18 protein-coding genes, 1 pseudogene and 3 riboswitches are annotated in these 18,692 nt (G+C 62.2%); of the genes and pseudogenes, 9 read left to right on the forward strand and 10 right to left on the reverse strand.

All coding sequences use genetic code 11. The features are described 5' to 3' along the window. Nucleotides 1-34: 34 nt before the first annotated feature. The 9 genes and pseudogenes from GPK94_RS12875 to GPK94_RS12910 all read right to left on the reverse strand — a co-directional run bounded on the left by GPK94_RS12875 (nucleotide 35) and on the right by GPK94_RS12910 (nucleotide 8,073). Nucleotides 35-1,099: an ATP-binding cassette domain-containing protein gene (locus GPK94_RS12875; protein WP_215656006.1), complete on the reverse strand. Its 1,065-nt coding sequence runs from the start codon at nucleotides 1,097-1,099 to the stop codon at nucleotides 35-37. Then, nucleotides 1,099-1,797 (reverse strand): molybdate ABC transporter permease subunit, encoded by a 699-nt coding sequence (modB, locus tag GPK94_RS12880; RefSeq protein ID WP_101691375.1) that lies wholly within the window; start codon nucleotides 1,795-1,797, stop codon nucleotides 1,099-1,101. The genes GPK94_RS12875 and modB overlap by 1 nt, the downstream gene beginning before the upstream one ends. 84 nt (nucleotides 1,798-1,881) lie before the next feature. Then, nucleotides 1,882-2,754 (reverse strand): molybdate ABC transporter substrate-binding protein, encoded by an 873-nt coding sequence (gene modA / locus GPK94_RS12885; protein ID WP_193537780.1) that lies wholly within the window; start codon nucleotides 2,752-2,754, stop codon nucleotides 1,882-1,884. Continuing rightward, nucleotides 2,749-2,866: riboswitch (molybdenum cofactor riboswitch) on the reverse strand. (Overlaps the previous gene by 6 nt.) A 12-nt stretch (nucleotides 2,867-2,878) precedes the next feature. After that, nucleotides 2,879-3,796, reverse strand: coding sequence for an MOSC domain-containing protein (locus tag GPK94_RS12890; protein ID WP_101691373.1), 918 nt, complete (start codon nucleotides 3,794-3,796; stop codon nucleotides 2,879-2,881). Between the two features lie 48 nt (nucleotides 3,797-3,844). After that, the gene (gene moaA, locus GPK94_RS12895) at nucleotides 3,845-4,822 is read right to left on the reverse strand and encodes a GTP 3',8-cyclase MoaA (protein WP_186964120.1); all 978 of its coding nucleotides are present in this window, start codon (nucleotides 4,820-4,822) and stop codon (nucleotides 3,845-3,847) included. Further along, on the reverse strand, nucleotides 4,819-5,301 hold the full coding sequence (mobB, locus tag GPK94_RS16160) for a molybdopterin-guanine dinucleotide biosynthesis protein B (RefSeq protein WP_346728038.1): 483 nt from the start codon (nucleotides 5,299-5,301) through the stop codon (nucleotides 4,819-4,821). The genes moaA and mobB overlap by 4 nt, the downstream gene beginning before the upstream one ends. 21 nt (nucleotides 5,302-5,322) lie before the next feature. Then, nucleotides 5,323-5,796, reverse strand: a pseudogene (gene moaC / locus GPK94_RS16165) (cyclic pyranopterin monophosphate synthase MoaC); the annotation flags it as partial. 42 nt (nucleotides 5,797-5,838) lie between these two features. Next, nucleotides 5,839-7,044 (reverse strand): gephyrin-like molybdotransferase Glp, encoded by a 1,206-nt coding sequence (glp, locus tag GPK94_RS12905; protein WP_215656008.1) that lies wholly within the window; start codon nucleotides 7,042-7,044, stop codon nucleotides 5,839-5,841. A gap of 3 nt (nucleotides 7,045-7,047) precedes the next feature. Continuing rightward, nucleotides 7,048-8,073, reverse strand: coding sequence for a molybdopterin-binding protein (locus tag GPK94_RS12910; RefSeq protein ID WP_215656009.1), 1,026 nt, complete (start codon nucleotides 8,071-8,073; stop codon nucleotides 7,048-7,050). Nucleotides 8,074-8,174: 101 nt separating this feature from the next. Beyond that, nucleotides 8,175-8,300, reverse strand: a riboswitch (molybdenum cofactor riboswitch). A 162-nt stretch (nucleotides 8,301-8,462) separates the two neighbouring features. Here GPK94_RS12910 and gluQRS point away from each other — a divergent pair. The 9 genes from gluQRS to GPK94_RS12955 all read left to right on the forward strand — a co-directional run bounded on the left by gluQRS (nucleotide 8,463) and on the right by GPK94_RS12955 (nucleotide 18,336). Beyond that, nucleotides 8,463-9,416, forward strand: coding sequence for a tRNA glutamyl-Q(34) synthetase GluQRS (gene gluQRS / locus GPK94_RS12915; RefSeq protein ID WP_215656010.1), 954 nt, complete (start codon nucleotides 8,463-8,465; stop codon nucleotides 9,414-9,416). A 132-nt stretch (nucleotides 9,417-9,548) separates the two neighbouring features. Beyond that, a riboswitch (glycine riboswitch) is annotated at nucleotides 9,549-9,664 on the forward strand. Nucleotides 9,665-9,825: 161 nt separating this feature from the next. After that, on the forward strand, nucleotides 9,826-10,194 hold the full coding sequence (locus GPK94_RS12920; RefSeq protein WP_328821063.1) for a GrdX family protein: 369 nt from the start codon (nucleotides 9,826-9,828) through the stop codon (nucleotides 10,192-10,194). A gap of 14 nt (nucleotides 10,195-10,208) precedes the next feature. Beyond that, nucleotides 10,209-11,489 carry a glycine/sarcosine/betaine reductase component B subunit gene (locus tag GPK94_RS12925; RefSeq protein WP_101691367.1) on the forward strand — a complete coding sequence of 427 codons (1,281 nt, stop codon included), beginning with the start codon at nucleotides 10,209-10,211 and terminating at the stop codon, nucleotides 11,487-11,489. Between the two features lie 14 nt (nucleotides 11,490-11,503). Further along, nucleotides 11,504-12,808 (forward strand): glycine reductase complex selenoprotein B, encoded by a 1,305-nt coding sequence (grdB, locus tag GPK94_RS12930; protein ID WP_215656011.1) that lies wholly within the window; start codon nucleotides 11,504-11,506, stop codon nucleotides 12,806-12,808. 169 nt (nucleotides 12,809-12,977) lie between these two features. After that, nucleotides 12,978-13,655: a response regulator transcription factor gene (locus GPK94_RS12935; protein WP_193537773.1), complete on the forward strand. Its 678-nt coding sequence runs from the start codon at nucleotides 12,978-12,980 to the stop codon at nucleotides 13,653-13,655. A gap of 13 nt (nucleotides 13,656-13,668) precedes the next feature. Then, nucleotides 13,669-14,991 (forward strand): HAMP domain-containing sensor histidine kinase, encoded by a 1,323-nt coding sequence (locus GPK94_RS12940; RefSeq protein WP_215656012.1) that lies wholly within the window; start codon nucleotides 13,669-13,671, stop codon nucleotides 14,989-14,991. 170 nt (nucleotides 14,992-15,161) lie between these two features. Next, nucleotides 15,162-16,253: a glycosyltransferase gene (locus GPK94_RS12945; RefSeq protein WP_215656013.1), complete on the forward strand. Its 1,092-nt coding sequence runs from the start codon at nucleotides 15,162-15,164 to the stop codon at nucleotides 16,251-16,253. Between the two features lie 34 nt (nucleotides 16,254-16,287). Beyond that, the gene (locus tag GPK94_RS12950; protein WP_215656014.1) at nucleotides 16,288-17,361 is read left to right on the forward strand and encodes a lysylphosphatidylglycerol synthase transmembrane domain-containing protein; all 1,074 of its coding nucleotides are present in this window, start codon (nucleotides 16,288-16,290) and stop codon (nucleotides 17,359-17,361) included. Nucleotides 17,362-17,382: 21 nt separating this feature from the next. Continuing rightward, entirely contained in the window at nucleotides 17,383-18,336 is a 954-nt protein-coding gene (locus GPK94_RS12955; protein ID WP_101691362.1) for an ROK family protein, read from the forward strand. Nucleotides 18,337-18,385: 49 nt separating this feature from the next. Here GPK94_RS12955 and GPK94_RS12960 read toward each other — a convergent pair whose 3' ends face one another. Next, nucleotides 18,386-18,661: a hypothetical protein gene (locus tag GPK94_RS12960; protein WP_101691361.1), complete on the reverse strand. Its 276-nt coding sequence runs from the start codon at nucleotides 18,659-18,661 to the stop codon at nucleotides 18,386-18,388. Nucleotides 18,662-18,692 lie beyond the last annotated feature (31 nt).

Raw genomic sequence — 18,692 nt, forward strand, 5'->3', positions numbered from 1 at the left:
GCCCCGGCGGTTTTTCCGCCGGGGCGCAGTTTGTTCAGTGGGGGTCCCGCAGGAGCAGAATGTCCTGGGGCTGAGCGTGCAGAAAGAGCGTGTCGGGATTTCCGAGGGCGGCCCAGGCCTCTTTCTCCAGCTCCAGACGGAGGCGGGAAAAACCGGTCGCGCCCCCCGGCGTCGCCAGCATGACCACCATGGTGAACACGTTGTCGATGACCCGGAGCACCCGGCAGGGGATCGCGTTTTCCCCCGCCTGGGGAGCGGGGCGGAACAGATGAGCCCGCACTCCAATGTGGGAGAGGTCCGCCGGGATGGGACCGGCGCATTCCAGGGTCACGCCCCAGTCCAGTGCCTCGACCGAGGTATCACCGGCCCGCCGGGCCCGGGAGACATTTTTACACCCAGAGAGCAGACAGGAGGAGAGGGTGGCCGGTGCGCGGAAGAGGGTCTCCACCGGCTCCATGGGCTGCGAGCGGCCCCCTTCCAGCACACAGACATGGGAGCAGAAGTGGTAAACCTCGTCCCGGTTATGGGTCACAAAGAGGGTGGGGCCTTCAAACTGGTCCAGGACCTCCATGAGCTCCAGCTCCACCTGCCATTTGAGATAGCTGTCCAGGGCGGAGAAGGGTTCGTCCAGCAGGAGAGCCTTGGGCTGGCTGGCCAGAATGCGGGCCAGGGCCACCCGCTGCTGCTGTCCGCCGGAGAGCTGAGCGGGGTGCCGCCGCTCCAGGCCGGTGAGGAAGAAGCGGGCGAGCAGTTCCTCCAGCCGCTGCCGCCGGACGGACTTGGAGAGCTTCCGGTCCATGCCGGAGAGAATGTTCTGTTCCACGGTCATGGTGGGGAAGAGGGCATAGTTCTGGAAGAGATACCCCACGCCCCGCTGCTGGGGCGGCAGGTCGATATGCTTTTCGTGGTCGAAGAGGGTGCGTCCGTCCAGCACGATGCGGCCCCGGTCGGGGGTGACGATGCCGGCGATGCATTTGAGGGTCATGGATTTGCCGCAGCCCGAGGCGCCCAGGAGGCCCAGAGTGCCACCCTTCGTCTCAAAAGAGACCTTGAGAGAGAAGGAGCCAAAGTCCTTTTCCAGATCCACCAGAAGGGACATCAGACCACCTCCTCAAAGGGAACGGCCATCCGCTTCCGGGCGGTACGGTCTTTGCGCTCCAGGAGATTGACGGTGAGCAGAACGGCCGCCGAAATGGCGATGTTGACCAGCACCCAGCGGTAGGCCGCCGCGTCATCCCCGGTCCGCCAGAGCTGGTAGACCGTGGTGGAGATAGTGGCTGTGCGTCCGGGCGTATAGCCGGCGATCATGGAGGTGGCGCCATATTCCCCCAGGGCCCGGGCAAAGGAGAGCACCGCCCCGGCAATGATCCCCTGCTTGCATGCGGGAAGGCGCACCCGCCAGAAAATCCAGGTGTTGGAGCGGCCCAGAGTCTGGGCGGCATAGGCCAGATTGGGGTCAAAAGACTCGAAGGCCCCCCGGGCAGTGCGGTACATCAGGGGAAAGGCCACCACGGCCGAGGCGAAGACGGCGGAATACCACACCATGGTCAGCTTAATGTCGAAGGTGTTGAGAAACCAGAGACCCACCACCCGCTTGGGGCCCAGGATACGCAGCAGGAAATAGCCCACCACGGTGGGGGGAAGGACCAGCGGGAGGGTGAGCACCACATCCAGCACGCCCTTGACCAGCCGGGGGAGCTTGGCCACATAGTAGGCGGCAAAAAGCCCCAGAAAAAAGATGAGGACCGTGGAGATGGCGGCGATCCGCAGAGAATTATAGAGTGGGTACCAGTCCAAGGGACGGCCCCCTTTCCATTGAGAGTACAGAGCAGGCGGCCGGGCGGGAGAGAGTTCCCGCCCGGCCGCAAACATGGTTTTGATTTACGGGAGCACCGTGAAGCCCACACCCTCCAGGATGGAGACGGCCTCCGGATCGGTGTGCAGATAGTTGAGGAACTCCACGGCGGCGTCATGCCCGGCCTCGGTGCCGCTCTTCATGACGGCGGCGGGGTAGATGACCTGCCCGCACAGGTCCTCCGTGGCCTGATCCACCACGGTGAGCTCATAGGTATAGGCGTCAGTGGCGTAGATGATGCCGCAGTCCACGGCGCCCTCCTTGACCTGGTTGGCCACCTCGGAGACGTTGGTGCCGTAAGTCACCTTGCCCGCGCTGTCCAGCTGGGCGATGTCGATGCCCAGGGTATCCAGGATCTCCAGGGAGTAGGAGCCGACGGGCACATCCTCATTTCCGATGCACAGCAGAGAGAGCTTATCACTGGCCAGATCGGAGAAGGACTGAATGTCCTTGGGGTTGTCGTCGGGGACCGCCAGGACCACCTTGTTTTCCACCAGATCGAACCGGGTGTCCGAGTAGACAAAATCCAGACCGTCGGTATTGGTGCCGGTGGTGTCGGCGCTGTCCAGCTGGTTCATCTGCTTCTGGGCGGCCGAGATAAAGATGTCACAGGGGGCCCCCTCCTCGATCTGAGTCTTGAGGGTGCCGGAGGAGTCAAAGGTAAAGACTAGTTCCACATTGGGGGCGACCTCTTGATAGCGCTCAGCGATCTCGGTCAGCGTGGCCTCCATGGAGGCGGCGGCAAAGACGGTCAGCTCCACTGGCTCCGCTGCCGGTGCGGAGGAGGGGGCCGGCGTGCCGGCAACCGGGGTGGGAGAGGCCGCGGTCCCGCCGCCGGAGCAGGCGGTCAGAGAGGCAGTCATAGCCAGAGCCAGGGTCAGGGAAAGTGCTTTTTTCATGGGAATCAAACTCCTTTACAAAGATGGTAGGCGGACCCGTTTCCAGATCAGCCCATTGGTCCCAGCCCATAGCGTGCGCCGTAGGTGCGGGGACTCGAAGTTGACCCGTCGCGGAGACGGTGGTTCAGCGGGCACAGTTGCCCGTGGTACCCTTGAGGATGGACAGCCCGTGGGAGAGCGGGGGGAGGATGTACTCCAGACACTCGGTCACCGCCTTGGGGCTGCCGGGCAGGTTGATGATGAGCGCGCCCTTCCGGATGCCGGCGGCGGCACGGGAGAGCATGGCGCGGGGGGTGATCTGGAGGGAGAGAGCGCGCATGGCCTCGGGGATACCGGGCACATCCCGCTCGGTCACATCCCGGGTGGCCTCGGGGGTCCAGTCCCGGGGGGAGAAACCGGTGCCGCCGGTGGTGAGGATCAGGTCAGCCACGTCCTCATCGGCGATGCGGGCGAGCTCGGCGGCAATCTGTGCCCGCTCATCAGGGAGAAGCGCGGTGTGGACCACGGGGTAGCCGGCCTTCTTCACCAACTCCTGGATTACCGGACCGCTCAGATCGGCCCGGGTACCGGCGGCACCCGAGTCGCTCACCGTGATGACGGCCACCCGGAAGGGGAGCTCCAGACGGAAATCGTCCCCGGGGCGGATGTCACCGCCGTGGAGCACCCGGGTAAACACGCCCTGCTTGGGCATGATGCACTCACCCATCTTCTGGAAAATGGCGCAGCCGTGGTGGCACTCCTTACCGATCTGGGTGAGTTGGAGGACCACATCGTTGCAGTAGAATTTAGTACCGATGGGAAGGGTGGCAAAGTCGATGCCCTCCACAATGATGTTCTCGCCAAAGGCGCCGTTTTCCACCTCGGCACCCCGGGCGCGGAAGGCCTCGATCTTGTCGTGGGAGAGCAGGGAGACCTGGCGGTGCCACTTGCCCGCGTGGGCGTCTCCCTCGATGCCCCACTCCTCCTTCAGGTGGATCACATCCACCGCCTGCTTCTGGGTTCCCTTCTGTTCGCTGGTACAGACAGCAATTACCTTGCTCATGAAATACACCTCGTAATCAAAAATATAGAAATACGGAGAAAGAGGCGGTCAGCCTCCGATCTGGTGCATGTTGTGCCGCTCGTCCTCCCGACGGCCAGTCGCGTCGAGAAAATGGTGCTGGGCGGGCTTGTGGAGAATGGCCGAGCGGATGGCCTCCAGCAGCACCTCGTCCCCGGAGCCATCCCGGAGGAGGGTGCGCAGATCCCGCCCGGTCTCATACTGGAGGCAGGTCTTGAGAAATCCGGTGGCGGTGAGGCGCACCCGGTTGCACCCGTCACAGAACTGATGGGTCATGGCGCTGATGAAGCCGATCTTTCCCCGGAAGCCGGGAATGGTGAAGTAGTGTCCGGGACCGGCTCCCAGAGACTCGTCACAGGGGGTCATGGGGCCGAAGGCCGCCTCCAGCATGGCGCGGACCTCCTCCTCCGTCCGGCGGGGGAGGGAGCCGCCCAGACCGATGGGCATGAGCTCGATATACCGCACCGCCAGATCGTGCTCCCGGGCCAGGTCGGCCAAGGGGACCAGCTGCGCGTCGTTCTCCCCCATGGGGACGCAGTTGAGCTTGACCCGCAGGCCGGGGGCATCCAGAGCGGCATAGAGGCCGGAGAGAGCCTGGTCCAAAGCGTCCCGCCGGGTGATCGCGGCATACTGGGCCCGGTCCAGGGTGTCCAGACTCAGGTTGACGGCGGTGAGTCCCGCCTCCAGCAGGGCGGGAAGCTGCTCCTGGAGGAGCAGGCCGTTGGTGGTCAGGGCAATGCTCTCGATCCCGTCGATGGCGTGGATGCCCCGGACCAGCTCGGGCAGGTCCCGCCGGGCCAGAGGTTCGCCGCCGGTGAGCCGGACCTTGCGGATACCGACCTGTGCAAAGAGGGAGCACAGCCGGATGATCTCCTCATAGGAGAGCATTTCCTCATGGTCCATCCACTCCACCCCCTCGGGGGGCATGCAGTAGACGCAGCGCAGGTTGCACCGGTCGGTCACTGAGATCCGCAGATAGTCGATGCTGCGGCCGAATCCGTCGATCATAGCCGCCCCTCGCCTTTCAGGTAGTCCAGCACCACCTGGGCGGCGGCCTGTCCATCAAAGGGAATGGAGGGGACGCCCTCCACCGTGAGGTCCTGATCGGTGACCAGCGCCAGAAGGGTGGCGGGATCACAGACGCTCTGGGTGGAGTTGCCCGCGCGCACCAGCTCCAGCTTAGGCCAGGTGGAGTGCTTGAAGCCCTCCAGCAGGACCAGGTCGGCGTCCGGGAAGCGGGCAATGAGCTCCCGCTCCTCCACGGCGTCCCGGCGGACTACCTTGTATTTCTCGCCGTCAAAGATGGCGGTGCCCCAGGCCCCGGCCTCCATGTGGATACCGGTGTCGGTCCCCTCGGGATCGGCCTGGAAGGAGTGGCCGTCGTGCTTGACCGTGGCCACCTTGAGACCGGCGGCCGTCAGATGGGGGATCATGGCGGCAATCAGCGTGGTCTTGCCGGAGTTCTTGACGCCGCTGACCGCCACCACAGCGGGGGAGTGGTGGCCGTGATTGGTAAAGGTGCCCGACTTGCCCCCCTCCTTGTAGACCAGGTGGATGTCCGAGATCTCCATGGTCTTGTCAATGGCTTTACACATGTCGTAGATGGTGAGCAGGGCGACGGATACGCCGGTGAGGGCCTCCATTTCCACGCCGGTCTTGGCGTCCAGCTTGGCGGTACACTCAGCCAGAACGGCGCACTCCTCGTGCAGAATGGTAAATTCCACCGTGCAGTGGGAGAGGGCCAGCGGATGGCACAGGGGGATGAGCTCCGAGGTGCGCTTGGTGGCCAGAATACCGGCCACCTGGGCCACGCCCAGCACATCGCCCTTGGCGGCAGTATGGCCGGTGATGGCGTCCAGCACCGCCCGGGAGACCTTGATCTTGCCCTGGGCCACGGCCAGACGGCGGGTGGGAGATTTGGCCGAGACATCCACCATGACGGCGTTGCCCTCGGCGTCAAAATGATTGAATTTGGGTTCCATAGAGACCTCCAGATCAAAACAGATGGGGAAGCGCGGAGCGGCTCAGAGCAGGAGGACCGTGACGGTCTGTCCCTCCTGCACCGGGGGAGAGCCGGCGGGGAGATCCACCAGGCAGTTGCATCCCACCAGGGAGGCGAGCATGCCTGAGTCATTTTTTCCAGTCAGGGAGACGCGGCCCTCCTGATAGAAACCCCGGAGAAAGCGCCGTCCGGGGCTGGCCTTGGGGAAGGAGCCCTCCACCACGGCCGTCCGGGAGCGCAGGGAGAAGCGGGATTCCCCGGTGAGGGCGGCCAGAAGGGGCCGGGCCAGCAGTTCAAAGGTGGCCGCGGCGGCGAAGGGGTTGCCCGAGAGGGAGAGGATGGGCTGCCCCTGCCACAGGGAGTACATGGCGGGGGTGCCCGGCTTGAGGTTGACCTTCCAGAAGACCCGCTCCGCCCCCAGGAGGGGGAGAGCCTCGTGGAAGATATCCTTGTCACCGGCGGAGACGCCGCCGGTGGTGATGAGCAGATCACACTCGCCCAGGAGCTGCGCCATGGTGTCGGCCACCTCCCGGGGATCGTCGCCGATGAGCAGACCCTCTACGTCCGTGACGCCCAGTTCCCGAAGCCGGGCAGTCAGCAGCTCCTGATTGGAGCCGTAGATCTTCCCGGCGGGGAGGGGATGGAGATCGGGAGAGACCACCTCATCTCCGGTGGAGAGGACCCGCACCACCGGCCGGCGGCGGACTGGCACGGAGGAGAGGCCGGCGCTGGCCAGCACGCCCACCGCGGCGGCATCCACCACAGTCCCGGCGGGGAGGAGCACCTCGCCCGTCCGGTAGTCCTCCCCCCGGTCGCAGTAGTTGTCGTGGGGGGAGAGAGCGGCATAGATCTGGACCTGTTCCAGACCGTTGTCGGTCCGCTCGTGCTGGAGAACACAGTCACATCCCCGGGGCAGCATGGCTCCGGTCATGATGCGGATGGCCTCCCCGGGGCCAAGGGCACGGGAGGGGACGCCGCCGGCATAGACGGTCTCCACCACCCGGAGGGAGACCGGATGTTCAGGGGAGGCCCCTGTGAGATCAGCGGAGCGCAGGGCATAGCCGTCCAGAGGGGAGCGGTCAAAGGGCGGCTGATCCAGAGGTGCGGTCACATCTTCGGCCAGGGTCCGGCCCAGCGCCTCCTGCCGGGAGACCTGCTCCACACCCAGGGGGCGCACGCTTTCAGTCATCAGCGCGCGCGCCTCTTCCAGCTCGATGCGGGTACGCATAGTTTATTCCTCCTTACCGAAGGGGCAGATGGGGTAGTGGCAGTGCTCACAGCCCAGGCACAGTCCGCCGTGGCCCAGCCGGGCCAGGTCAGCCCGGGTGACCGGGACATTGCACAGTACCCGGGGGAGGATGAGATCAAAGATGGTGGCCTTGGCATACATGACGCAGCCGGGCAGACCCATGACGGGGGTTCCGTCGGCAAAGAAACCCAGCAGGAACATGGCGCCGGGGAGTACGGGAGCGCCATAGGCGGTCACCTGAACGCCAGCGGCCTTGATAGCGCCGGGGGTCTGGTCGTCGGGGTCCACACTCATGCCGCCGGTGCAGAGGATGAGATCGGCCCCGGAGGCGTGGGCCGCCTGGATGGCGGAGACAATCTGCTCCCGGTCATCGGGGACCTTGACGTGGGAGATCACATCCACCCCGAACTTGGCCAGCTTGTCCAGCAGCACGGGGGTAAACTTGTCCTCGATGCGGCCCAGGAAGACCTCGGTGCCGGTGGTGACCACCGCGGCGGTCTTGCGGACGAAGGGGAGGAGTTCCAGCAGAGGGGTATTTCCGGCGGCCTCCTCGGCGGCGCGCACCTTGTCCTCCGACACGATGAGGGGGATGACCCGCATACCGGCCAGCTTGTCGCCGGGATGGACCACCGAGTTGGTGTGGCGGGTGGCAATCATGATCTCGTCCAGGGAGTTGACGGCCAGCAGCCGCTCCACATCTACCCGGAACAGGCCGTGGATGGCGGCCTTGAGCTCGATCTTGCCCTCCTTGACCTCGGTGGCGGTCATGTTCTCATTCTGGGAGATGGCCCGCAGACGCTCGGCGGCTTCGTTCTCGTGGAGCATGCCTTCCGTCTTTTCCCAGACATAGAGGTGATCCTTTCCCATGGAGAGCAGGACGGGGATATCCTCCTCCGTCACGATATGGCCCTTGCGGAACCGGGCATCCTTGGTGACGCCGGGGATGATCTGGGTGAGGTCGTGGCAGAGCACATGGCCCACCGCGTGCTTTGTTTCAATGAGCTTCATTTGGACGGTTCCTCCTTAAAATAAAAGGGAAAATGAAACAGGGAGCGCCGGCCTGAAAACAGGCGGCGCTCCCGGATAGGACAAAAGAGCGGGAGAAATTCTCCCGGCGGGAAGCAGCCCCTTTTCAAGTGTGGAAGGCCGGGCGGTTTCCCGCCTGACCCGCGGCGCGATCTCATAGCGCCCGGAGGGGGCACCTTAGAGATCTTTGCTCGGAGCGCAGATATATCATTTTTATGGAGCAGGACCGAATGGAAGGGCCCTGCGTCACTTTATTATACTATATAGTGTAGTCACTTGCAAGAAAAGAAATGGTCCACTGCGTGGACGTGTGCCGGAGGGAATGGTATACTGGAGAACAAAACGAGACATACTGGAAAGGAAGATGGGACATGGAACCTTTGCTGCGGGGACGCTTTGCGCCCAGTCCCAGCGGACGGATGCACCTTGGAAATGTGTTTACAGCGCTGCTGGCCTGGCTGTCGGTGCGCGCGGCGGGCGGCACGCTGGTCCTGCGGATGGAGGATCTGGACCCCGACCGCTGCCGGGAGGAGTATGCCCAGGTTCTGGCGGAGGATCTGCGCTGGCTGGGCCTGGACTGGGACGAGGGGTATCAAATGGGGGGACCCCACGGTCCCTACCGGCAGAGTGAGCGGACGGAGCTCTATGCCGCCCGGTTCCGGCAGCTGGAGCAGATGGGATTGGTCTATCCCTGCTTCTGCACCCGGGCCGAGCGTCTGGCCGCCTCTGCGCCCCACCGGGGGGATGGGCAGATCCTTTACAGCGGACGCTGCCGCTCCCTTTCTCCCCAGGAGCGGGAGGAGCTGAGCCGCACCCGGCGCAGTGCCTGGCGCCTCGCGGTGCCGGATGAACGAGTGTCCTTTACAGACGGACATTTGGGATGCTATGAGGAGGACCTGTGCCGGGCGTGCGGCGACTTCATCATCCGCCGTTCAGACGGGGTCTATGCCTACCAGCTGGCAGTGGTGACCGACGACGGAGCTATGGAGATCAACCAGGTGGTGCGGGGGCAGGACCTGCTGGATTCCACTCCGCGGCAGATCCTGCTCTATCGTCTCCTGGGCCTGCCCCAGCCGGTCTTTTACCATGTTCCCCTGCTGCTGGCAGAGGATGGGCGGAGGCTCTCCAAGCGGGATATGGACCTAGACATGGGGGCCCTGCGGGCGCGCTATTCTCCGGAGCAGCTGGTGGGAAAACTGGCCTTTTTGGCGGGGCTCTCCCCCACTGGGGAGCCGGTCCGTCCGGCAGAACTGGCGGCGGATTTTTCCTGGTCTAAGGTGCCGGAACGGGACGTTATCGTGCAAACGTCGATGTTTGGAGAATAAACCAAATAGTATAAAAAGTACGCCAGAATTAAATAATCGTGTATTTTAAATAATGTTTATATGAGATACGGGCTTGTATTTGAAAACTCGATATGTTATAATATGACCATCGAAAAAACAAATATAGTCTGGATGATGACTGCGGGAGAGTTTCTGTTCCGACAGGAGTGGAACACCGAAGGTATAAGCGGCCCCATTTTGCCGAGTGGGACGCCAATTTCTCAGGTCCCGAGAACCGCAGGCGGACAGAACTCTGAAAAGACCATGATTCTCGTAACATGGCACCGAAGGGGCAACCCCGACTCACCGGGCGGGGGAAACTCTCAGGTTTTCAACAGGGCGCAGGGCATTACATGATACGTATACCCTGCCCCTGTTTTTTTGCAAAGGAGAGACTGTCTTGCTTTTGGTGACAAACAACGAGAAGGTCCGGGAAAAGTTCGGATCTCTGTGCACCCTCCAGTACGTGGAGGGCGGACATGTGGACGTACTGATCCACGTGCGGGATCTGGTCCATCAGGGCCACAAGCTGCTGACCCATCCGCTGGCCGGCAGTGTAAAGCCCAATGAGACCCCCTTCCGCTCAGTTGCGCTGGACGACGCGTCCGGGGCACTGGATCTGGAGTCACTGGAATTGATCGAGGCAGCGCTCAACGTGTGCCGGCAGTTTCCGCCCCGGTTCCACCGGGGAGAGGATGCCCCGGCCGACATGCGGGAAGACTTTGCAGAGATCGATTTTCGGCTGATAGACGGGGCCATCGCCCCACAACTACAATAAGGAGAGTGAGACTTATGCGGCTGGAATTAGGCGAAATTCACATCAGCGACATTAAGCTCGGCGACTGCTCCAAGGTGGAGAACGGCACCCTCTACGTCAACGTGGAGGAGCTGCGCGCTCTGCTGCTGGAGGACGAGGACCTGGCCTCGGTCGACTTCGAGGTGGTTCATCCCGGCGAGTCCGTGCGTATCATCCCTGTCAAGGACGTCATCGAGCCCCGTGTGAAGGTGGAGGGCTCCGGCGGTGTCTTCCCCGGCATGATCTCCAAGGTCACCACCGTGGGCAGCGGCAAGACCCATGTTCTCAAGGGCTGCGCCGTGGTCACCACCGGTAAGGTGGTTGGCTTCCAGGAGGGTATCATCGACATGACCGGCCCCGGCGCCGAGTATACCCCCTTCTCCAAGCTCAACAACCTGGTTATGATCTGCGAGCCCAAGGAGGGCATCAAGCAGCACCAGCACGAGCACGCCATCCGTATGGCCGGCCTGAAGGCCGCTGCCTACCTGGGCGCTCTGGGCAAGGATGTCACCCCCGACGAGACCAAGGTCTATGAGACCAGCGGTGTCATGAGCGGCAAGGAGAAGTATCCTGACCTGCCCCGCGTCGGCTATGTGCTGATGCTCCAGAGCCAGGGCCTGCTGCACGACACCTATGTGTACGGCGTTGACATGAAGAAGTCCATGCCCACCATCCTGAACCCCACCGAGACCATGGACGGCGCCATCCTGAGCGGCAACTGCGTGTCCGCCTGTGATAAGAACACCACTTATCATCACCTGAATAACCCCGTCATCCATGACCTGCTGGAGCAGCATGGCAAGACCCTGAACTTCGTGGGTGTCATCATCACCAACGAGAACGTCTACCTGGCCGACAAGGAGCGCTCCTCCGACTGGTCCACCAAGCTGGCTCAGTTCCTGGAGCTGGACGGCGCTCTGGTCTCCCAGGAGGGCTTCGGTAACCCCGATACCGACCTGATCATGAACTGCAAGAAGCTGGAGGCTGCCGGCATCAAGACCGTCATCATCACCGACGAGTACGCTGGCCGCGACGGCGCTTCCCAGTCCCTGGCTGACGCCGATCCCGCTGCTGACGCCGTGGTCACCGGCGGCAACGCCAACATGGTCATCCACCTGCCCAAGATGGACAAGGTCATCGGCCATCCCGAGGCTGCCAACATCATCGCCGGCGGTTTCGACGGCGCTCTGGAAGCTGACGGTTCCATCACCGCCGAGCTGCAGGTCATCACCGGCGCGACCAATGAGATGGGCTTCAACAAGCTCAGCGCCAGATAAGGAGGGGAACTGCTATGAGTCTGAGAGTTGTTCATTATATCAACCAGTTCTTCGCCCAGATCGGCGGCGAGGAGAAGGCTGATTACGCCCCCGAGTACCGTGAGGGTGCTGTGGGCCCCGGCCTGGCTCTGAACGCTGCGTTCAAGGGCGAGGCTGAAGTGGTGGGCACCGTGATCTGCGGCGACTCCTACTTCAACGAGAATCTGGACACCGCCAAGGCGACCGTCCTGAAGATGATCTCCGACGCCAAGCCCGACGTCGTGGTCTGCGGTCCCGCGTTCAACGCCGGCCGTTACGGCGTGGCCTGTGGTACCGTCGCTGCTGCCGTGAAGGACGAGCTGAACCTGCCCGTCGTGACCGGTATGTACGAGGAGAACCCCGGCGCCGACATGTTCAAGAACAAGGTCTATATCATCGCCACCAAGAACAGCGCTGCCGGCATGCGCGACGCTGCTCCCAAGATGGCTTCTCTGGCCATCAAGCTGGCTAAGGGCGAGAAGATCGGCGCTTCCGCCGAGGAGGGCTACATGCCCAACGGCCTGCGCGTGAACTTCTTCGAGGCTGAGCGCGGCTCCACCCGTGCCGTGAAGATGCTCCTCAACAAGCTCGCCGGCAAGCCCTACACCACCGAGTTCCCCATGCCCTCCTTCGACCGTGTCGCTCCCGGCGCTGCCATCACCGATCTGGCTCACACCACGATCGCTCTGGTGACCTCCGGCGGCATCGTGCCCAAGGGCAACCCCGACCACATCGAGTCCTCCTCCGCCTCCAAGTTCGGCCGCTATGACATCAGCTCCTTCGAGGATCTGACTGCTGCCGACCACGAGACCGCTCACGGCGGCTATGACCCGGTCTACGCCAACGAGGATGCTGACCGCGTCCTGCCCGTCGACGTGCTGCGCAAGATGGAGAAGGAAGGCAAGATCGGCGGCATCTATCCCTACTTCTTCACCACCGTCGGCAACGGCACCGCCGTCGCCAGCGCCAAGAAGTACGGCGAGGCCATCGGTAAAGAGCTCCGGGATGCCGGCATTAAGGCCGCCATCCTGACCTCTACGTGAGGCACCTGCACTCGTTGCGGTGCAACGATGGTTAAAGAGATCGAGCGCGCTGGTGTCACTGTGGTTCACATGTGCACCGTTACCCCCATTTCCATGACCGTGGGCGCCAACCGTATCGTGCCCACCATCGCCATTCCCCACCCCCTGGGCAACCCGGCTCTCACCCACGAGGAGGAGTTCGAGCTGCGCTACAAGCTGGTGGAGAAGGCCCTGAAGGCCCTTGAGACCCCCGTGGACGACCAGACCATCTTCGACTGATCGAACTAGGATATCCCCCGCAGTCCATTGGACTGCGGGGGATGTTTTGTTATCCGGGGAAGATTTACAGTTTAGTGATTCTTTTTTCTATGAGAGATGGTATTCTTTTTTCAGACTAGGTTCAGCTTCATGGAGTACAATGGCAAAAAACAGAAGGAGTGGAAACGCGGTGCGTATTTTGATTGTGGAGGATGAGAGACGTCTGGCCGAAACCCTGGGTCAGATCATGCAGGAACAGCATTACCAGACGGATCTGGTGGACGATGGTGCGGATGGGCTGGACTATGCCCTTTCCGGACAGTATGATCTGGTGATTCTGGATGTGATGCTGCCCCGGCTGGATGGGTTTGAGGTGGCCCGGCGGCTCCGCGCAGCCCACATCTCCACCCCCATTCTGATGCTGACTGCCCGGGATGAGACCAGTAACAAGATCACCGGTCTGGACTGCGGAGCGGACGACTACATGACCAAGCCCTTCGACGCCGGAGAGCTGCTGGCCCGGGTGCGGGCCCTGACGCGCCGGCAGGGTGAGGTCCTCTCGGAGTGTCTGACCGTGTCGGATCTCTCCCTGAACCTCTCGACCCGCTGCCTCTCCTGTGCGGGGAAGTCGGTGCGCCTGGGTTTTAAGGAATTCGATGTGCTCAAGCTCCTCATGTCGGCGCCCAAGGCCGTGGTACCCAAGGAGGATATCATCTCCAAGGTGTGGGGAATGGAATCGGATGCGGAGGATAACAATGTAGAGGTCTACATCTCCTTTTTGCGTAAAAAGCTGAATTTTTTGAACTCCAGAGTGGGGATCGGAACGGTGCGCAAGGTAGGCTATCACCTGGATATCCCTCTGAGTTGACGGAGGCACCGTCATGCTGAAGAAGCTGAGGCGAAAGTTTATCCTCATCAATATGATGCTGGTGAGTCTGGTTTTGCTGATTGTGTTCGGCGCCCTGCTGGGTTCCACATCACAGCGTCTGCGTGGACAGAGTGTCTCCGCCATGCGCCTGGCCCTGAAATGGGCGGAAGGTATGGCCCCTCCGCAGATTGAAATTGAAATTGATCTACCGGAAGGGGAGGAGCCGGGAGCGGGACGAGGAAACCCGGATGCCCGTCAGCTGGCGATGGTACCGGTATTTGGGGTGGTATTGGATGAGAACGGAAATATCGACTCCTATGCCCCCGGAGGAAATGTACAGGTCTCCCAGGAAGCGCTGGAGCAGGCGGTCGAGGAAGTGCAGAAGCAGGGTGTGCCCGAGGGAACCATTACCAAACCCAGCCATCTGCGCTATCTGGTGGAGTGGGACCGGGATGGAAAGCTCCGCATTGCCTTTGCCGATATGCGCTGGGAGCGGGAAAACCTGATGGACCTGGTCGTCACCTCTCTGTTGGTGGGAGCGGGGGCCCTGGTGTGCTTTTTTATTGTGAGTCTCTTTTTGTCCTCGCTGGCCCTGCGCCCGGTGGAACAGGCATGGGAGCAGCAGCGGCAGTTTGTGGCCGATGCCTCCCATGAGCTTAAGACGCCACTTACGGTCATTCTGGCCAATGCGGGCATTGTGCTCTCCCACCCGGAAGACTCCGTGGAACAGCAGAAGAAGTGGCTCACCTTCATCCAGGAAGAGGCGGGACGCATGAAGGAATTGGTGGAGGACCTGCTTTTCCTGGCCAAGAATGATGCCGCCAGGCTGCCGCTGGTCTATGCTCAGCTCTCCATGAGCGATCTCACGCTGGGATGCCTGCTCCCCTTTGAGTCGGTAGCCTTCGAGGCGGGGGTAGAGCTGGACAGTGAGATCCAGCCCGGGATCTTTCTCCAGGGGGATGAGGGACAGCTCCGCCGTCTGGTGATGATTCTGCTGGACAACGCGGTAAAATACGCCGGAGAGCACGGTGCGGTACGTCTGACCCTGACCCGGCAGCAGGAACGGGTACGTCTGATGGTCCACAATACCGGGGAGCCCATTCCGCCGGAGCATCTGCCCCACCTGTTTGAGCGCTTTTACCGGGCGGACAGTGCCCGCAGCCGGGATCAGGGCGGATACGGACTGGGACTGGCCATTGCCCGTACCATTGTGGAGGTCCACGGCGGAAAACTGACGGTGACCAGTACACGGGAACAGGGGACCTGTTTTACGGCCAGTCTTCCCCAGCGCCCCAGGGGAAGCGCATGGGCCAGACTTCCAAAGACATCCAAATAGTGTATTTTTCAGACCGGTATAGAGCGGAAAAGGCTCTGTACCGGTCTTCTTTTCGGAACAGAGGGCAGTGTCAGAGGATTTTCACATATCCTTAAAGGCTTTTTAAGATTTCGGTTGTCTTTTTCTAAAGACTTGCCTGCTATACTTTAGGCCATAAAGGAGGGAGCGCCATGAAGATCCTCATACTCACCGGAAAATTTGGACTGGGACACTGGTCCGCCTCACAGTCGCTGCGGCAGCAGATCAGCCGGGATTTTCCCAGAGCGGAGACGGAGGTGCTGGACTTTTTTGCCTATGCCATGCCGAACAGCTCCGAGGCCCTTTACAAGGCGTTTGACCTGTTGGTGACCTATGGATACGGGCTGTTCAATGCCTATTACCGTATGGCGGACCGACTGCCCTCCGACACCCATTCTCCGCTGGACCGGCCTATGCTGGACAAGCTGGAAGAGCTGCTGTGGGAAAAGCGGCCCGATGCGGTGATCGCGACCCACCCCATCTGTGCCGGTCTGGTCTCCCGCTATAAAGAGGAGAGCGGTGACCGCCTGCCGCTGGTCACCTGTGTGACCGATCTGTCCACCCATAATGAGTGGCTCCACAGCCGGACCGACGGCTATCTGGTCGGGAGCCGGGAGATCAAGGAGCGGCTGATGGAGAAAGGGGTGGAGGCCGGGCGCATCCACGTGACGGGGATCCCGGTCAAAGAGGAATTCCGCACCATCAGCCACCGCCGGGGCGGCGGAGAGCGGCGTCTGCTCATCATGGGCGGCGGATTGGGCCTGCTGCCCAAGAAGGACTCCTTCTATGACGCCCTGGATGAACTGCCCGGTGTGCGCACCACCATTCTTACCGGCCACAATCAGCGGCTCTACCAGCGGCTTTCCGGGCGGTATGAACACATTGAGGTGGTGGGCTTTACCGACCGGGTGTGGGAGTATATGGAACAGGCTGACCTGATGCTCACCAAGCCCGGCGGCATCACGGTCTTTGAGAGCATCTTTGCCGAGCTGCCCCTGCTGCTGTGGGAGCCCTTTCTCCAGCAGGAGAAGAACAACGCCCGCTTCCTGCTTCGCTCCGGTCTGGCCCGTGCGGCGGCCAAGGAGCCGGAGGAGTGCCTGGCGGCCATCCAGGGACTGCTCTATGACGACCGAGCCCTTGGGGAGATGTCGGCCCGCATGCGGGCGCGCAAGCGGGAGTTGCAGGCTGCGGGGCTCGCCCGCATTCTGGAAGCCATGACACGGGAGGCGGAAGTGTGTGCCTGATTCCCGGAACGGTAGAACAAAGGAAGTGAAGGGTATGTCCAATAAGAGAAATCTGGCCGGCGTCCTGTTGCTGGCAGTCCTGATGGGAGTGACCGGCTTTGTGCTGTTGCGGGATCAGCCGCTGGGCAGCTTGCTGGAGATCCTGCACCGGGTGGATGGACGTTATGTACTGCTGGGACTGGGTCTGATGCTGGTCTTTGTGGGATGTGAGGCCATGTGTACCCGCCTGATTCTGGGACGGCTGGGGCACCGGACGCCCTACCGCCGCTGCCTGTGCTATTCCTTTGTGGGATTCTATGTGAGTTCCATCACGCCGTCGGCCACGGGAGGGCAGCCGGCGCAGATCTACTATATGTCCCGGGACGGAGTCCCCGCCGCCCACGGAGCGCTCAATATGATGCTCATTGCCATCTGTTATCAGATCACGGTACTGCTCTATGCCCTGTGTGCCTGGCTCTTTCTGCCGGCGCTGCGCCAGGGGATGGGAGGCGGCCTGGGCCTGCTGCTCCTGTACGGCGCGGCGGTGATGGGGGCGCTGACGGCCGGAATGCTCTCTTTTCTGTGTTTTCCCCATCTGGCCGGACGGCTTGCAGGGGGTGTTCTGGATCTTCTGAACCGGGTCCACATCATCCGGGACCGAGCGGGCGCGGGCGAGAAGCTGGCGCGGCAGATGGAGGAATATGCGGCCGGAGCCGGGGTCCTGCGGCGCAACCCGGCCCTTCTGCCCATGCTTCTGGGGCTCAATGCCTTACAGCTCACGGCGGTCTTTTCGGTGCCCTATGTGGTGTACCGGGCGTTCGGACTGAGCGGAACGGGACCGGCGCTCTTTCTGGGAACCCAGGCGCTGGTGACGCTGGCAGTTTCCTCCCTCCCTCTGCCCGGCGCAGTGGGGCCGGCGGAAGGGGGATTTGTGGCGGCCTTTGCCCCGATCTTTGGGGCGGGACTGGTGACCCCTGCCATGCTGGTGAGCCGGGGAATCAGCTTCTATGCCTTTCTGATCATCAGCGGCGCGGTGGCCCTGGCCTTTCATCTGATGGGGCGAAAGGCAGGGAGCAAATGCAGCCTTTTGCATTCCGATAGGAAGTATGGTACAATGAGCACAACCTGACCGGAAGAGAGGTTGTGCAGTATGCATTATCTGGGTATCGACTTGGGCGGAATCAATATCGCCGCTGCGGTGGTGAGCGAAGCGGGTGAAATTCTGGGCCGCGGGAATATCCCCACACCCCGGGGAGCGGAAGCGGTGGCGGATACGATGGCAGCCGCGGCCAGACTGGCGGCTGAGCAGGCCGGCGTGTCCTGGGAGGAACTGGCCGCTGTGGGAATCGGCTCTCCGGGCACCATTGATCCCCAGCGGGGGGTCGTCCAGTATTGGAGCAACCTGGACTTTGAAAATGTGCCTCTGGTGGACCTGCTGCGCCGGCACTTCCCGGAGCGGCTTCCCATCTACATGGAGAATGACGCCAACGCAGCCGCCCTGGGCGAGTATGCTGTAGGCGCCGGACGGGGAAGCACGTCCATGGTGGCCATTACGCTGGGCACCGGTATTGGCGGCGGCGCGGTATTCAACGGCAAGCTCTATACCGGCTTCAACTATGCCGGGATGGAAGTGGGGCATTTTGTGCTGGAGCATGGCGGGCGGCTGTGTACCTGCGGCCGCAGGGGCTGCTTTGAGACCTACTGCTCGGCCACGGCCCTGATCCGGCGCACCCGGGAGAGCATGGAGCAAAACCCCGACTCCCTGCTGTGGAAGCTGGCGGAAGGGGACCTGTCCAAGGTCAACGGGCGCATTCCCTTTGAAGCGGCAGGTATGGGAGATGCCACGGCAGGCCAGGTGGTGGATGAATACATCGAATACCTGGGCTGCGGCGTGGCCAGCCTGGTGAACATCTTCCAGCCCGAGATCTTCTGCATCGGCGGCGGGATTTCCAACCAGGGCGAGACGCTGATGGCGCCCGTCCGCTATATTCTCAACCGGGAGGACTACGCCCGGAACAACGCCCACCGCACCCGCCTGATGCGGGCCCAGTTGGGAAATGATGCCGGGATCATCGGCGCGGCCCTTCTGCCCAAATTCCGATAAAAATAGGATACGCCGCCTCTGCACAAAAGGATGCAGAGGCGGCGTTTTTCTATGCCACGGGCTGGAAATCATCCTCACAGGGGGGTGGCTCCTCCTCCGGCTTGGCTTCCAGGGGAAAGAGCGCCAGAGAGAGCCCAAAGAGGACCGCAGATACCACGGCAATGGCCTGAATCCGATTTTTTTCCAACCAGGGGCGGTATTCCTCCCACAGTGGGAGTTTCAGGGCAGAACACAGGGGTTTTGCACTGGAGTAGAGGATCAGGGCCGCGATTACACACACGGCCAGGCGTGTCAGGGTCTCCTGTTTGCTTCCGGAGAGCTCCATGCTCCTGCCTCCTTTGCGTTTCTTTCCACAG

Origin of the sequence: Pseudoflavonifractor sp. MCC625 (genome assembly GCF_018784545.1) — a bacterium.
GTDB classification, from domain to species: domain Bacteria; phylum Bacillota; class Clostridia; order Oscillospirales; family Oscillospiraceae; genus Pseudoflavonifractor_A; species Pseudoflavonifractor_A gallinarum.